This is a genomic window from Neobacillus vireti (assembly GCF_036962345.1).
Taxonomy (GTDB): domain Bacteria; phylum Bacillota; class Bacilli; order Bacillales; family Cytobacillaceae; genus Neobacillus; species Neobacillus vireti_A.
Window position 1 is genome coordinate 114,835 of the sequence record NZ_JBALNB010000019.1, and the last position, 15,229, is coordinate 130,063.

Consider the following 15,229-nt stretch of genomic DNA (forward strand, 5'->3'; position numbering starts at 1 on the left):
ATCAAATTTATAAAAGAATGAATGAAAAGCAATATTTACGGAACCAATTATGGGATTGCTTCGTCTAAGGTTTGGAAAGAAAGAGAGGGGTTAAATGCTTTTGGAAAAGATAAATTCTACTGCCTCACCTAGTCCTTTTGGTCAGTTATCGAAAGAAGACCAGCTTAGTTGGCTGATGGAAGAGTACGGGGACATGGTGGTAAGGCTTGCTTTTACTTATGTTAAACAAAAACAATTGGCTGAAGATATTTCACAAGAGGTATTTATTAGCTGTTGGTTAACCAGCCCCTTCTCTGCTATTGCATGTAATCCCAACGCACTGTTCATTAACTTCTCATACAATGCTGTTCAATCAATTTCTGTTAAATAACAAAGGCTTGAGTTTCTACATACATTATTAAAAAAATGGAGTTGATCTTCGTGGCGAAATGGATTGACGTATCAACATCAAAACACCGATTAAGTTTGTATGAAGGAAGCAGACTGATAAAATCCTATCCGATAGCTACTGGCAAAATATTAACTGCAACACCGTTTGGCACTTACACCATAATAAATAAGCAGCCAAATCCCCCCAGGCATGTTTTTGGGGTTTTATGGATGGGATTATCAAGACCTCATTATGGAATTCATGGTACAAACAATCCATCATCCATAGGTAAAAGCGTTTCACACGGTTGTATTAGAATGTTTAATCATGATGTTTTAGAATTATCATCTCGAGTTCCGGTTGGTACTAGGGTTGTCATTCATAAATGAAACAAACCAAAAGCCACTGGTAAAAATTAGTGGCTTTCTTCAACTAACGCCTCCTTTAATTAAAGTGAAAAGTATCACAATAATTTGGTTGAATTATAAAAAGTGATACCAGTTAACGGCATCACTATCAAATGTGGGAAAGAACTTCCTTTTAATTTAATACCATAGGACATTCATACATAATCGCAGTCCCTTTCCCATTAACAGATCTTTTATGAAAATAATCCTCATCTGGAGTATAGATGAGGATTATTTAATAAAATACAATCATCTTTTAACAGAAACAAGCTACACCAACAATGATTAATAAAATAAACAACACTACTATGAGTATAAATTCACCGCACCCATGTGTAGGAAAACAACTTTCATAAATAGGAGCTGCATATGAGTAAGCCATTGGAGGTTGGGGAAGAACATTTGCGCCAGCAGTAATCGGTAAGGCATTACTAATTGGTAAGGCATTAGAGATCGGTAAGGCGTTACTAATCGGTAGGGCATTATACATTTTTTACACTTCCTTTTGAATGTATGGAGAGCTAATATGACATTACACTATATATTACACTCAGAGAGGAAATTGTAGCCCGTCTATATTATATTTGGGCATGACTTAGTGACGATTACTTTTAGTAATGAAAAAACTATAGAGTGGCAGGCTATAGATTTCATAAGAAGAAGGTTAAAGCCAGAATGTTAAATGCATTGCACCTTTTTGTTTAAAAACAAACATAAGTTATTCTCTTTATAAAAAATATATTAATGCAGCTATGCCTAATGAGATTAATCCCCCAAGACCAGTATACAATCCAATTTTGGTTCTAAAGTGTCTATCTTTGGTTGTTTCAGTATAAAAGTTTGCTCTTTGTTGTTGTCCATCCGTCCAAGCTCCGATTAAAATACCCGAAATAAGAATACCCACTACACCTACAATTATAAAAACTTGAAACAATAAATTCCCCCCTTTTCCTACTCAGTATTAATATATACGCATTAATGCTTTCTTTGTGTCATTCCACTTTTACTGCTTCCACTAACCTGCATCCAAGTTGAAGAAGAGACAGCCTCGTCAGCTATCACCCCCCTGTAATTCATAAGTGAATAGTTTACAATCTCTTTTAGTGTAAAATAGACTACCTCACGATTCTTCTTAAGTTCAGCACATCGGTAGATTAACATCAAAAGAAAAAGCACTCTTTTTATGAGTGCAATCATTATCTTTTCTTCGTTTTTGATTTATTACCAAAAAGACCTATAGCAACTGCTACCCCAACTAAGCAGGTATTACTTATTTATGATTTTTATTTCTTTTATTGGATAATAAACAACATTTGTTGTCCCTATCACCTTTTCCAATGGTATCGCCCCAATATGACGACTGTCTGCGCTATGCCTTCTATTATCTCCCATTACAAAAATACTATCTTTAGGAACAGTATCACTACCTACGGCCGTCTCCTCTAAAGTGAAGGAATCTGTTAATTTCCTACATTTTGTCTTTTCTTATATTTTTCTAAATAAGGTTCGTTATAGGCCATCCCATTTATATATAAAACATCATTTTTATACTCGATTCTATCACCTGGGAGTCCGATTACACGTTTAATATAATCACTACCGTCTGGGGCGTGAAACACAACAATATCAAATCTTTTCGGATCTCCAATTTTGGTTACAACCATATGGTCCTTGTCCTGGAGAGTGGGGTTCATTGATTCACCGTCAACAACAATGGGGGTAAGGAAAAAAGAGCGAATAATAAATGCTATAACAAGTGCACCCATTATTGATTTAACCCATTCAAACGTTTCATTTTTCTTCTTTATCATTACTCATCCTCCCTTACTATTCAACAGAGTTGATATACTTATTTTACCATAGGTGTTTGAGTATTTATTATTTTTCTTGAGTTATCATGCCGTTGCCATTTTTGCAGCCAGATCCTTAAGTTGGCCCCTATTAGTTGTTAGTGAACCCTTCATACGGAGTCGAGACCCAATAGGCAATAATTACGCCAAAAGCCTTTGAAACCGTTCTTTTCCCTAATCGTATAGAGAATCATGGAGTTTTTTTGGAAAGGCGGGTACCAAATTTGGCTAGTATGCTAGGGAAGAAAAGAATGTCAGAAAAGAAAACAAAAGTAGAAAAAAAATCAAAGCTAGAGAATAAAAAGAAGAGAAAACACCGCCTGCGCCTAGGCGAGAATAGAAGGGAAGTGGCAGCTGGCGTTGTCTTAATTACCGGTGTGTTTTTCTTAATTGTTACTTTCATTTTATGGGGCATTTCCGAGTTATTCGAAGAAAACTTCATTATGTCGGAGATGGTTGGTGCTTACTGTGGTGCCAGCATGTGTCTTTGCTTTGGTCTTATTTTTACCGGGTTGATTATTGGCACCAGAAACTGGTTTGGTAAAATATTGGGGTTATTGGCCGCGGCCGTGTTTATGTCTGTCGGTTATTCTTTTATCGAAACCTCCATCTTACTCTATAAAGATAAGGAAGCCTTTGAAAACAAGGAGTTTGAAAAGTTAGTCGCTATTCCAATCGGGGCAGAGTACGATGACCCCGACTACGGAACTGAATATCTAATGGAATTGAAGTTTAACGATTTCACCATCGACGTGTGTGGACTTTAATTGACAACACAATTAGATATTGGTGGGTTTATCAACATTCTTTTGACCTTTTTCTTCCAGAAAACATACTTGTCAAACTTAAGTACCCTATAGTTTAAGTACATTGTTTCACAAAGTTTTACTAATAGTTTAATTAATATCCACTTGAGTTATGTCTGTATATACTTCCAATGCGGCTCTAGCCCCTTCAGCCACCGCAATAATCACTTGTGATGGAACGATAACTGATGTATCTACCACAAGATAAACATCTAAACGACTAATTATTTACAGACTTTGCCTAAATGTTACCCACTCCTATTATTATATTGAAAAAATATCAGTCAGCACATACTAAATCTTTTAATGATTGTATATGATGACTGAATGAAAATCTGTTCACTGATGCAATTGAGAATTGTGATGAGTAAATTTGATTATCTGTCCCACTTCAGAGCGTTAAGTGCCACCTTGGCAGCTTCTGCGATAAGCGCATTGTCATAGGTGTCATTCTGTGTATCGCGGCTGGATAGAACTGCGATGACAATTGGCGCTCTATTTGGTGGCCAAACAATCGCAATGTCATTCCGCGTTCCATAGCTTGCTGCCCCACTCTTATCATCTACTTCCCAGCCTGCTGGTGCACCAGCACGGATCAACGCATCCCCAGTGGCATTTCCCCGCATCCAATCTGTAAGGATTGTGCGTTTTTCAGGAGGGAGCCAGTCGCTGACTGCGAAGGCCTGGAGGTTTTTAGCCAGTGCTTTTGGTGTACTGGTGTCACGTGTATCTCCAGGAACAGCTGAGTTCAAATCCGTCTCGTAACGATCAACCTGGGTAACGTTATCGCCAATCTTCCTCAGAGCTGTTTCAAATCCCTCTGGGCCTCCCAGTTTCTCTAATAAAATGTTCCCTGCGGTGTTGTCGCTATATCGGACAGCAGCCTCGGTAATTTCCCGAAGCGTCATCCCGGTATCTAGGTGAAGCTCTGTAACGGGTGAATACGAAACGATGTCATCGCGGGTGTATGTGACTAACTCGTCGAGTTGATCAATTGAGTAATGCTGCAGCAATGCACCTGCGGCTAAAGCTTTGTAGGTGGACGCATAAGCGAACCGCTCATCAGGACGATAGGCAACGGTCTGATTTGTGCCGGTATCGATCGCATAGACTCCCAGCCGGGCGTCAAATTTGTTCTCGAGTCGTGCAAACTTACGGTCTATATGGGAGACTTGTGTTTTCGTGACTGCCTTTTCGGGCTTGTCAAAAAGATGATTGGTGGTCATCGACCAGCCGGCGAGGGGTACAATGGCAACCACTAGCACAAGCAGGGCATATATAAAATTTTTCATGTTGAAAATATCATGTGTTTTCTTCAAAATCTTAACCTCTTTCTATTAATAGTAGATATCCTGAAAATAGAATAAGCAATGTTTTAATTAACAACGATCCGCTATTAACCATCAGATTCTAATTCAATAGCATTATTTATGGAACGAATTTTGCAGCTTATTTTCAATATCACTTTCATAACCTTATGCTCCCCCAAAATGCTAGAGGAGAATTTCCTCCTTTCTCTAATATTAATTACATGTGTAATAGTAGATTACGCATGTAATACTACATATGTAGTATTTGTTACACATTTAATACTACACTTGTAATAAATAGCTGTCAATCTTATTTTATAGTTGGCTGTCCTTTTTCTTTAAGGTCAAAATATGCCCGAAAAACCCGCTGGCTGATGATATTAGCTGCACTATGCGGCTGGGCAAAACCATCACGGTAAGCATTTGGCACAATAACGGCAATGGCAATCTCGGGATCATTGAATGGGGCATAACCAGCAAAAGAAAGATTCCAAGTCTTCACCCCATTTTTATACGATTCTGAGGTACCGGTTTTACCTGCGGCATTGTACGGTTCGTCTTTAAAATATCCTCTTGCTGTTCCTTGGGAACCATGGGTAACCAGCCAAAAACCTTGTTGAACCCGCTTAAGCATCTCCTCACTCATATCCACCTGATTCAGCACCACTGGTTCGATTTCATCGATTACGTTGCCTGGCTCATTGCCATTATAATTCGGTTCACGAATCTCCTTCACCAATTGGGGCTTCATCCGGTATCCTCCATTGGCGATCGTTGTAATATACTGAGCTATTTGCATCGGTGTATAGGTATCCAATTGTCCTATGGCAATTTGAAAGTAGGTGCTTGCATTGGTTCCTTTAATTCCCGCCGTTTCATTATCAAAACCAATACCGGTCGGGATCCCCAAACCAAATTGGTTGAAATAATAGCGAATGGTTTCAATTTTTTTGGGATCGATATTCAATGTGCCATCAGGGACATACTTGCCGCCCATAATTTCAATCGCGGTTTTCCACATATAAACGTTTGATGAACGCTCTAATGCCTCTAATTCGTCAATTCTGTTCATGACTTGGTAAGAGGAAAAAGTTCCCGACCCCTTAAATCTCATGACTTCGTCTAGTTCGATTTCCCCGATATCCCTGACACCCGTTTGGTATCCAGTTAATATGGTGGCCCCTTTTACAACGGACCCCTGTTCAAATGCATAAGTGAAGGTTCCCGGTGTAAAATCGGTAAACTCCTGGGACTGCCTGTTATACACTTTTCCTGACATTGCCAGAACTCGGCCAGTTTTCGGTTCCATTGCCACAACAAAGGCAGTGTCAAGGGTATCCGTATGCGGCTTTTGGATTGCACTGACCAACTCTTCCTGCATAATTTTTTCCACTTGGGCTTGGAATTCCATATCAATGGTCAGAACAATATCATTGCCACTCTTTCCTTCCGATATAGTCTCTGTATTCACCACATTTCCATTTTGATCTGTCACCGCTTTTACTTTTTCCTTTTGGCCTTGCAAGACGTCATTATAAAATTCCTCAATATAACTTTTCCCCACGCGGTCATTCAATTTGTACCCTTTAGCCATATAGTAATCTACCTTTTCTTCTGGAAGACCTTCGTCCGCACTCGTTACTTCCCCAAGCATATTCCAAAATGTTTCCCCGTAGGTGCGGCCCCTCTTCCAATCGGTTGTAACATCCATCCCTGGCAGGTTTTCTAGATTTTCACTGACCTTCGCAAATTCTTCCTCTGTTACCTGTTCATTTTTAATGATCGTCGGGGTTAAAGCGATGGCAGACGACAGTTTCCGGTAGATGGCAGCCAGGTTTTTGTCCATTTTCTCGAGATCACTTTCTGCAATGCGGTTCAATTTTAATTGATATAAATCATTGTCATTCAGCTTTTCCTGTTTGTATAGGTTCTCCTCCTTTTTTGTGATTAAATGCGTGCCATTGTTATTTATCAGCAGCCAGATATCTTTCAAGTCCCGATCGGTCACTTTATTGATTTCTTTATCAGTCATGACCAAAAAGGTATTTAACTTTTTGGCCAGTTCAAGCAATTCACCCGGCTGCGGATATTTCGGCGGTGTATAGGTAATCGCCTTTTCCGGTATATTGTAGACTACTAACTTTTGATTCTTATCATATATTTTTCCACGGGGAACCGAATAACTGACGGGCGTCACATCTGTCTTCTTTGCCTGAGCCGCATGGGCTTCCCCATAGATAATTTGGATAACGCCAAGGCGGAGAATAAGGATCGAAAAAAGAACAAAGACCATGAAAAAGAGACCATTCAGTCTCCATCGGATTGAGTTTTTTACTATATTTTCTTTCTGTTTTTTCTGCTTCAAAACACATCAGCCCTTTCATACTGGGAAATTCGTGTACGAGGTCGCTCACAAATACTACAACTGTAGTATTTATACCAACAAATTCCCAAAAAGGAAGGGTAATCCTTTCTGGGGTTATTTATTAATAAATCTTTTTATGACGCAGGATCTGCTTGGCAATCTCCGCTGCCTTACTCCCTTGAGCCTGCCCATCCTTATTTTGAATATTAATGGCAAAATAAAAACGATTATAACCTTTATCGACAAAGCCAATAAACCAGCCATTTACATTCTTTCCATTAACCATACCGGTTCCCGTTTTACCATACAACCGCCCATTCTTTTGCACATCTATTAAAATTGCTTTTTTTACCGCTTTTATATTATCTGCTTTAAAACCCAATTGATTTTCTTCTAATGCGTATAATAATTGGACTTGTTCAATGGGTGATATTTTTAAGGAAGATTCCATCCAGTAACTGTCCAAATTCCCTGAAAGGTCCTCATTCCCGTATTTTATTTTGTGAAAATACTCTTGCAGCTGCTTCTTCCCTACCTCCCGATCGGTATTCTGGAAATACCAATTTACAGAACGGCTTAAGGCAGTCGCTAAACTTTGATTTTGATTCCATTCTGGAAAGGAGTGAATTTTCCTATCCCAAACCTGTTCATTGTTATTCGTGGAAATCACATTGGATTCCAATGCAAATAAGGCAGAATATATTTTATAGGTGCTATCAGGAGAAATCCTCTGTTCACTCATCTCTCGATTATAAATTTGATATTGATTTTTAGAGGGATCATATAAAACAAAGCTGCCCTCATAGCCCTCAAAATAGGAGCTTAAATCTTCATAGTCCGCATTCTTCCCGCTAAACTGATACACATCATCTGGGCTGGCAATAACGGTGGTGATTGGAGCAAGGAATAGCACAAGAATTCCTAAAACTGTACAAATGACCTTGCTTTTCCATTTCAATAATGGAGAATCTCTAGAGAAGCTTGCAATGCACTGGATTCTTTGTTTGATTTGTTTTTTAGTCCCCCCTATACCTGGAGCAAACTGTTCAAAGGCCCTATCATATTTTTTATCGGCAAAACGAATGATGGTATGCCCATATTCGATATATCCGCTCTCATCCAAGAGATTTAACACGGAAGCATCACAGGCCAATTCCCGATCCATTCGAATCCTTTTTAAGGCATACCAGACGAATGGGTTAAACCAATAAATAATACGAAATATCCACATGACGTAATTCACGAACAGATCTTTGCTTTTATGATGGTGCAGCTCGTGCAAAAACACGTATTTTAATTCATTTAACGAAAATGCTTCTCGCGTTTTGCTTGGAATAAAAATATATGGCTGAAAAACCCCGAACGTGATAGGCGAGGTAATAAGAGAGGTCTCCCTCAGCCGTATGTTTCTTTTCACCCCAACCATCTCTTTGCACACTTCTAAAAGTTGATTAAGCTTTTGGTCATGAACAGCCGCAGCTGACTTTTTGATTCGATAGATTTGATAGTTTGAGTAAACAGCAGCCCCAACAAAAAGAATGACTCCAATGACCCAAACTATAAAAAATGTATGGTAGACGAAATCGGGCGTTGACTTGTTTACCGATACCGTGAAATCTTGTAATAGATCGCTGTTTGACGCCTGAAAGGCATCCACTCCATTAATCCTTTCACTCTTCGAAGTCATGTCTCTTTGAAAAAATAGCAAGCTTTTAAAATACTGAATTCCTTCTCCAAGGTAAAAATAATTCCAAGGTAAAAAGGTAGCAAGGATTGGAATGCAAAGAAAATACCAAATATGGTACTGTGCTTTCACCGTCATATGATTGTTTAACAGCTTTTTGATTAATAGAATGATGAAAATAAGGAGGGATACCACGATTGTACTAACTAAAATCCGCAGCAGCATGGTATCCATTATTTTTCCCCTTTCTTATCACTCTTGGATAATATTTGCTTTAATTCCGAAATATCTTCATTCGATAACTGATCATTTTCAATAAAATTTAATACCATTGAATTTAACGTACCGCCGAAAAACTGCTGCAGAAAGTATTTACTTTTCTGTCCAACATATTCGTTCTTTTCAACTAGTGAAGTATAAATAAACACTCGGCCATCTTTTCTTACGTGCAAAGCCTTTTTCTTAACCAGGCGCGCCAGCATCGTGTGAATGGTGTTTGGCTTCCAATCACTCTTATTCGATAATTTCTCCACAACCTCAGGAGTCGAAATCGGCTCATATTTCCATATAACCTTCATCACTTCATATTCTGCTTCTGTTATTTGTGGAATCTCCTTCATGATAATCCTCCTACTTTTACAACTGTAGTATTTATTATAGCAAGACATTCCAAATTCATAAAGAATATTTATGATTTTAGCATTTGGTAAATAATCCTCCCTATATACTGAGCATTCATTCTGATACCATTCAGCCCATTTGAGATATAAAAATGGCTTCCCTATAAATTATTGAATTCGTCTTGGCAGCCGGTCCTGACTGAAAGTTACCAAATTGGTTTTCTGTTGGTTTTGATGTACCTAATTTGTAAATTTGATAAGCGGATACAACATATAAAAGCTTAGATGATCACATAACGATAAAAATTATTTAAAGTAATTAATGGGGAAATTAAACAAAAATGCACAATACTTCTTCAACTAAACTGCATCAATAGTTGAATAAGCTCTCTGTTTCGATTTCGAAAACCCTGTCAATAATCCCTTTAAAAAGAGAAATTTAGGGAGAGATGTATTTTGTTATTATCTAAGGCATGGGAAACATATGAATCGATAAACGAATTGAAGGGTTCTCACCACAAACATTAAAAGCATATAAACTTCAAGCTACTTTACTTATTCGGTATTTAAAGGACGTTAAATTAGATACCATATCCACTGTTCAATTAAAAGATTACCTGTCTAAATCGATTAAAACCTTAAAGCCTGTAAGTCTAGCCCACCGAATAAGATTTATGAAGTCATTATTTCGATGGTCACATGAGGAAGGTCTTATTCCAAAGAATCCAGCAGCAAAGATAAAGGAACCTAAAGCAGGGAAACGAATTCCTAAGTTTCTAACAGAATGTGAAATTGAACATTTACGTGAAGCATGCTCTTGCCCATTGGAAAAGGCTTTGTTCGAATTCATGTTTTCCACTGGGTGCCGTATAGGTGAAATTGTTTCCCTAAATAAGAATAGAGTTAATTGGTCTAACCGTTCTGCGATTGTAAGAGGAAAAGGGGATAAAGAAAGGGAAGTTTATTTTAATATCCGTTGCGATATTTGGCTCAAACGCTACCTTGATCAACGCCAGGATAGCGATCCAGCAATTTTTGTTACAGAACGGTATCCCCATCGAATGAGTATTGCCCAAATGAGATACATCATTCAGCGGATTTCTAGTCGGGCAGGAATCAATAAAACTATTCACCCCCACCAGCTGCGTCACAGCTATGCCACCCATTTATTGAATAATGGTGCACCTCTTGAAGTCATACAGAGCTTATTAGGACATGAGAAAAGTGAAACTACTAGGATATATGTACAGTTAAGTGGGAGTTTACGGCAAGAACTTTATAGGAAGTATTTTTAAATGAACATGCAAAAAAGCAATGCCCCTAGAAAGCATTGCTTTTTTTATTCTCGCACCCTATAGTTTAAGTGCATTGTTTCACAAAGTTTTTAAATAGTTTAATTAAAATCATCTTGAGATATGTCTGTATTGACTCCCATTGCGGCTCTAGAACCTTCAGCTGCTGCAATAATCACTTGTGAAGGAGCAATAACTGACGTATCTCCAGCGGCATATAGCCCTTCAATATTAGTTCTGCCAAATTGATCAGTTATAATTCCACCGAGCTCGTGTGTTTTACATCCTAAAGATTGACCGAAAGTGGTGGCTTGAATCCATTCAGGTGTCACAAATCCTCCATTCCTCTTTACCTCTTCACCATCCTCAAAAATTACAGCTTCTAAACTCCCATTTCCGCCTATAAGAGATTTAATTTTTTGCTCATATACTTTAATTCCTTTTCTTTGTAACATATTCATTTGCTCTACGGTCAATATCTTCTTTCCATTGGTACAAACAATTAAGTCTTTGCTCCAATTGTAAACTGTTTTAGCCATATGGAAAGCAGAGTGGTTTTCTGAAATAATCATTAGCGGAAGGTCTTTCAACTCCCAGCCATCACAATAAGGACAGCTGAAAAGACTTTTTCCATAGAAATCCTTAATGTTTTCTATTGCCGGATGAATTTCCTTAAGTCCTGTAGCTAAAATAACCTTCTTCCCTTTAATACATTCTCCTTTTTCGGTCACGACTTCGTAATGCATTCCCGTTTTTTTTACATCAATAATTTTTTCATTTCTAATCATGATAGAAGGATACTTGGCTATGTCCTGGTGAGCAATTTCTCTAAATTCTCTTGGTTTAATTCCGTCTCTTGTAATAAATCCATGCGACTCTTGGGTAACTGCGTTTCTTGGAGAGTTATTGTCGAATAAAATCACATTTCTTCTTGCCCTGCCTAATACAAGTGCAGCGTTTAAACCCGCTGGACCTCCACCCACAATTACACAATCTAACATAATTATTTACACTCCTTTTAATTAAATATATTAAAGACCTTTATTATCTATAATAGGAGAATAAAAAAAGACATCATTTAATTTATTCAGATGTCTTAGCTAAATCAGCCAGGGTTTGCCTCCTTAATTCTTCTTCCATTTTTTCTTCGGACTTCAACATTACTTTTTGGATCTGACATTGAGGCCCATGGTCTAATCCGCACTCAAACAATGATGACTTTCCCTCAATAGCAAAAATAATATCAAGAAAAGAAATGGATTCCCAGCCTCTTGTCAATGAATATCCACCATTTGCTCCTGACACAGAAGATACCATTCCTTCTTTTACAAGCTTGGTTAGGATTTTAGATAAGTAAGTTGGTGAAACATTCAGCTTTTCTGCTAATGTCTGTACCCCTATTGGTTTGCTTGATTTTGACAAGGCTAAATTTAACATTGTATGAAGAGCATAATTAGTTGCTTTTGAGTACTTCAATGTATTCAACCCTTCCTATCTATTAAAGACTATAAGACTCTCTAATATCCATTATAATTGTGTAAAAACGATTGTCAAGATACATGCTTTATTCAATTAAACTGCCAGTTACTTCAATAAAAAAGCTGCACCCTTGAACAGTAAATTACTTTTTAAGTGGAACCCCTATTAAGTATTCATCGATTGTCCATTCGTGTAAAGAATTACTTAATCTCTTCTTGTGGTTCTCTATTCTCATTTTGTGATTCCGACATAAATCTATCCCCTTTTTTCTATATAAGTCAGAAGGTTTCTTTGTTTTCTGCCAATTTTAAATTTTCACTAAAAAATTACATTTTGTCTAGTTAATTGCTCATTTTTAACAATTCTTCTTCTGAAGTATTTTCCATTAACCCATCCTCTGTCCGAAGTTACTTTGACTTCAGGACACAACTGATATTATCTTGCCTTATACTATTCAAAGCTTTCTTCTAATTTAACTTTCGTATTACTGTTAAGGCATCGAAGAGGTTATGAATTCGATCGCAATCGTTACAAGTAACAAAAATACCATAAACCAACTAGAAACTAATAGCAGTTTTCGCATGATGTTTACCTTTGTTATCACTTTTAACAAGACAAAACCTGCTATGGTTACGACAAGCCAAACTCCTATTCCCCATGAAGAAAATAAAATGCGGAGTTTTTTACCCATAAAAATAAAATAATAGAATGAAAGACTACTAAAAGTAAGGCAACCTGATTCATCCTGTCCCCTCCTAGTTATATTGTATTCCTATGTATATAGATTATCTATGTATATATACAATATAGAATTAATTGTATTTTTTTTCAACCAAGCAGTCTATTTGTCTACTGAATCCGTGATTTCCCTTATAACTCAATGATTTGAGCTTTTGGATGTTTTTCAAAGTGCCATGTTCGGTAAAAAGTTTGTAACCAAAGCTCTTGATCCTGAATACTATAAATAGACATAAGGAAGCACCTTGTGTCACATAATCTGACTTTTTTAAGTCAGATTTTTTTTGCAGGAAAACACACCCTTGTATCGAATACATAGATATTAAATTTTTTAGGAGAATGTTAAATGAAGAAACGACATGAAATCCTATTTGCACAGTTAGAATGCTATCGAAGTTATATTTTAGCAGTACTGGAAAGTGTAACCCTAGAGGAAGCCGAGGTCATTCCAAAAGGTTTCAAGAATAATATTCGTTGGAACCTCGGGCATATCTATCTCGACCAATATCTATGGATACAAGCGGTCACAAAAGAAAAAAGCGGTGTACCAGAACCATTTAATACCTGGTTCGGATATGGAACCTCTCCGGCTGACTTCACTTCTGAAACCCCATCATTGGAAGAGTTAAAGAGCTTATTAAAGGAACAACCTGCTCTCATCAAAGCAGAATATGGAGATCGATTAGAGGAAGAATTTCCACCAACCGAAATGGGCATGCATACCATCGAGCAAGTCTTAATTCGAACCATTTTTCACGAAGGCATGCACCTGCAGGCTATTCTTGATTTGAAAAAATGTATGAAAAGATAGTCTAAATAGTAAAAGGCATCCAAACAATGGATGCCTTTACTCAACCAGTGAGATTATCCTAACCAATTAAGATTTTTTCCTCTGCATATCGGACCTTTGCTTCTTTTCGAGTATGTAAAAGTGCAAAAGCCATGGTTAAAGGTCCAAGCCTTCCAATAAACATCATAATGGTAATCAAAACTCTTCCGAAAGGCGATAGTTCAGGTGAAAAATTAGCAGACAACCCTACCGTTCCAAAGGCGGAAATTGTTTCAAATAGAATTTTGCTCATATCTGCATTTTCGGTAAACGTTAATAAGAAGAAGATGAGGAAGATAAAAAACATTCCCGCCACCACAATCGATAATGATTTATTGACCAAGTCCCTTGGAATTCTTCTTTTAAAAATATTCACTTCATTTCGATTTGTAATCACAGCCCAAAAGGCAAAAATGATAATCGCAAAGGTTGTTACTTTAATCCCGCCACCCGTCGAACCGGAAGATGCACCAATAAACATTAATGCCATCATGAAAACAAGGGAAGAAAGATTCATTGCCCCGATATCAATTGTATTAAAACCTGCAGTCCTTGTCACAACACCTTGAAAGTAGGAGGCCCATAGCTTATCTCCAAATTGCAGATTTCCGATTGTATCTGGATTACGATATTCGGAAATCAAAATGACTAAAGTACCTAAAATGCTAAGGATAAGTGACATAAGCAGTGCCACCTTCGAATGAAGGGATAATTTCCGAATCGATCTTTTATGAAAAAGATCGAGAATGACTGTAAAACCAATACCTCCCGTAATGAAAAGGAACGTAATCATGATATTTACAGTGGGATCACCTACCCATCTACTCAGATTGTCAGGTTCAAGACCAAACCCTGCGTTATTAAAAGCAGAAATCGAGTGGAATATTCCATAGTAAACAGCCTTCTTAACCGGCATTTCAAATGACCAACGAATCGCTAAGGTAATCGCACCGATTAGTTCCATAATAAATGTAATCAGGATAATCCGTTTTACGAGGCTGACAACCCCAGCTAGGGAAAATACATTTAATGAATCCTGCAGCAATAAGCGTTCCTTAAGTCCAATTTTTTTACCTAAAATAATAAACATAAAGATTCCAGTGGTCATAAATCCCCAGCCGCCAACTTGAATCAAACAGAGAAGAACAATCTCACCAAATAAAGTAAAGGTGGTACCCGTATCCACAACAGCCAAACCTGTCACACAGACTGCAGATGTTGCTTCAAATAAGGCATCAATAAAACTGAGTCCGCGTCCCTTTTCATAAGTGGCGATCGGAAGCATAAAAAGAAACGTTCCCAATAGAATTAGACTTCCGAAACCTAATACAAGTATTTGGGCTGGATGCAAACTGACTAAATTCCCTTTTCTCTTATATAATTTCACCTTGTTTTCTCCCTAGAAAAGATTCTTTAACATCCTAATTTTCTCCAATTCATCCTAAAATGTCTATTCTTCCTTATATTCTATGATAAACC

At 37.5% G+C, this 15,229-nt stretch carries 14 protein-coding genes and 2 pseudogenes; 5 read left to right on the forward strand and 11 right to left on the reverse strand.

Annotated elements, in window-relative coordinates; genetic code table 11:
* The first annotated feature begins 100 nt into the window (after positions 1 to 100).
* Positions 101 to 370 carry a sigma factor gene (locus V7108_RS22430; RefSeq protein ID WP_335569505.1) on the forward strand — a complete coding sequence of 90 codons (270 nt, stop codon included), beginning with the start codon at positions 101 to 103 and terminating at the stop codon, positions 368 to 370.
* 50 nt (positions 371 to 420) lie between these two features.
* Positions 421 to 759 carry a L,D-transpeptidase gene (locus tag V7108_RS22435; protein ID WP_335517162.1) on the forward strand — a complete coding sequence of 113 codons (339 nt, stop codon included), beginning with the start codon at positions 421 to 423 and terminating at the stop codon, positions 757 to 759.
* Positions 760 to 1,033: 274 nt separating this feature from the next.
* Here the strand turns inward: V7108_RS22435 and V7108_RS22440 are convergent, their stop codons facing one another.
* The 4 genes and pseudogenes from V7108_RS22440 to lepB all read right to left on the reverse strand — a co-directional run bounded on the left by V7108_RS22440 (position 1,034) and on the right by lepB (position 2,588).
* The gene (locus tag V7108_RS22440) at positions 1,034 to 1,267 is read right to left on the reverse strand and encodes a YjcZ family sporulation protein (protein ID WP_335569506.1); all 234 of its coding nucleotides are present in this window, start codon (positions 1,265 to 1,267) and stop codon (positions 1,034 to 1,036) included.
* 237 nt (positions 1,268 to 1,504) lie between these two features.
* Positions 1,505 to 1,711 carry a DUF5316 family protein gene (locus tag V7108_RS22445; protein WP_335569507.1) on the reverse strand — a complete coding sequence of 69 codons (207 nt, stop codon included), beginning with the start codon at positions 1,709 to 1,711 and terminating at the stop codon, positions 1,505 to 1,507.
* A gap of 41 nt (positions 1,712 to 1,752) precedes the next feature.
* A complete protein-coding gene (locus V7108_RS22450; RefSeq protein ID WP_335569508.1) occupies positions 1,753 to 1,974 on the reverse strand; it encodes a hypothetical protein in 222 nt (73 codons plus the stop codon).
* 69 nt (positions 1,975 to 2,043) lie between these two features.
* A pseudogene (lepB, locus tag V7108_RS22455) lies at positions 2,044 to 2,588 on the reverse strand (signal peptidase I).
* Between the two features lie 263 nt (positions 2,589 to 2,851).
* On the opposite strand from lepB, the gene V7108_RS22460 reads away from it, so the two are divergent.
* Positions 2,852 to 3,394: a hypothetical protein gene (locus V7108_RS22460; protein ID WP_335569509.1), complete on the forward strand. Its 543-nt coding sequence runs from the start codon at positions 2,852 to 2,854 to the stop codon at positions 3,392 to 3,394.
* Positions 3,395 to 3,810: 416 nt separating this feature from the next.
* Here the strand turns inward: V7108_RS22460 and bla are convergent, their stop codons facing one another.
* The 4 genes from bla to V7108_RS22480 form a co-directional block, all read right to left on the reverse strand.
* On the reverse strand, positions 3,811 to 4,725 hold the full coding sequence (gene bla, locus V7108_RS22465; protein WP_420489213.1) for a class A beta-lactamase: 915 nt from the start codon (positions 4,723 to 4,725) through the stop codon (positions 3,811 to 3,813).
* A gap of 328 nt (positions 4,726 to 5,053) precedes the next feature.
* Complete coding sequence (locus tag V7108_RS22470) at positions 5,054 to 7,108, reverse strand: peptidoglycan D,D-transpeptidase FtsI family protein (RefSeq protein ID WP_335569510.1); 2,055 nt, start codon at positions 7,106 to 7,108, stop codon at positions 5,054 to 5,056.
* Between the two features lie 121 nt (positions 7,109 to 7,229).
* Positions 7,230 to 9,026, reverse strand: coding sequence for a BlaR1 family beta-lactam sensor/signal transducer (locus V7108_RS22475; protein WP_335569511.1), 1,797 nt, complete (start codon positions 9,024 to 9,026; stop codon positions 7,230 to 7,232).
* The gene (locus tag V7108_RS22480) at positions 9,026 to 9,412 is read right to left on the reverse strand and encodes a BlaI/MecI/CopY family transcriptional regulator (RefSeq protein WP_335569512.1); all 387 of its coding nucleotides are present in this window, start codon (positions 9,410 to 9,412) and stop codon (positions 9,026 to 9,028) included. The genes V7108_RS22475 and V7108_RS22480 overlap by 1 nt, the downstream gene beginning before the upstream one ends.
* A gap of 456 nt (positions 9,413 to 9,868) precedes the next feature.
* Between V7108_RS22480 and V7108_RS22485 the strand changes: the two are divergent.
* Positions 9,869 to 10,707 (forward strand): annotated as a pseudogene (locus V7108_RS22485) (tyrosine-type recombinase/integrase).
* Between the two features lie 98 nt (positions 10,708 to 10,805).
* On the opposite strand, the gene V7108_RS22490 reads toward V7108_RS22485, so the two are convergent.
* Both V7108_RS22490 and V7108_RS22495 read right to left on the reverse strand, forming a co-directional pair.
* Positions 10,806 to 11,708 carry an NAD(P)/FAD-dependent oxidoreductase gene (locus tag V7108_RS22490; RefSeq protein WP_335569600.1) on the reverse strand — a complete coding sequence of 301 codons (903 nt, stop codon included), beginning with the start codon at positions 11,706 to 11,708 and terminating at the stop codon, positions 10,806 to 10,808.
* A 79-nt stretch (positions 11,709 to 11,787) separates the two neighbouring features.
* On the reverse strand, positions 11,788 to 12,180 hold the full coding sequence (locus tag V7108_RS22495) for an Rrf2 family transcriptional regulator (RefSeq protein WP_066303669.1): 393 nt from the start codon (positions 12,178 to 12,180) through the stop codon (positions 11,788 to 11,790).
* Between the two features lie 1,087 nt (positions 12,181 to 13,267).
* Here V7108_RS22495 and V7108_RS22500 point away from each other — a divergent pair.
* Positions 13,268 to 13,732: a DinB family protein gene (locus V7108_RS22500; protein WP_335569513.1), complete on the forward strand. Its 465-nt coding sequence runs from the start codon at positions 13,268 to 13,270 to the stop codon at positions 13,730 to 13,732.
* A gap of 58 nt (positions 13,733 to 13,790) precedes the next feature.
* On the opposite strand, the gene V7108_RS22505 is transcribed toward V7108_RS22500, so the two are convergent.
* Positions 13,791 to 15,137 carry a TrkH family potassium uptake protein gene (locus V7108_RS22505; RefSeq protein ID WP_335569514.1) on the reverse strand — a complete coding sequence of 449 codons (1,347 nt, stop codon included), beginning with the start codon at positions 15,135 to 15,137 and terminating at the stop codon, positions 13,791 to 13,793.
* Positions 15,138 to 15,229: the final 92 nt, after the last annotated feature.

Bases quoted from the DNA above. Each gene is read 5' to 3' on its own strand.
- V7108_RS22480 (WP_335569512.1), bottom strand. From the start codon at position 9,412: ATGAAGGAGATTCCACAAATAACAGAAGCAGAATATGAAGTGATGAAG.
- V7108_RS22440 (WP_335569506.1), bottom strand. From the start codon at position 1,267: ATGTATAATGCCCTACCGATTAGTAACGCCTTACCGATCTCTAATGCC.
- V7108_RS22500 (WP_335569513.1), top strand. From the start codon at position 13,268: ATGAAGAAACGACATGAAATCCTATTTGCACAGTTAGAATGCTATCGA.
- V7108_RS22475 (WP_335569511.1), bottom strand. From the start codon at position 9,026: ATGGATACCATGCTGCTGCGGATTTTAGTTAGTACAATCGTGGTATCC.
- V7108_RS22450 (WP_335569508.1), bottom strand. From the start codon at position 1,974: ATGATTGCACTCATAAAAAGAGTGCTTTTTCTTTTGATGTTAATCTAC.
- bla (WP_420489213.1), bottom strand. From the start codon at position 4,725: ATGAAAAATTTTATATATGCCCTGCTTGTGCTAGTGGTTGCCATTGTA.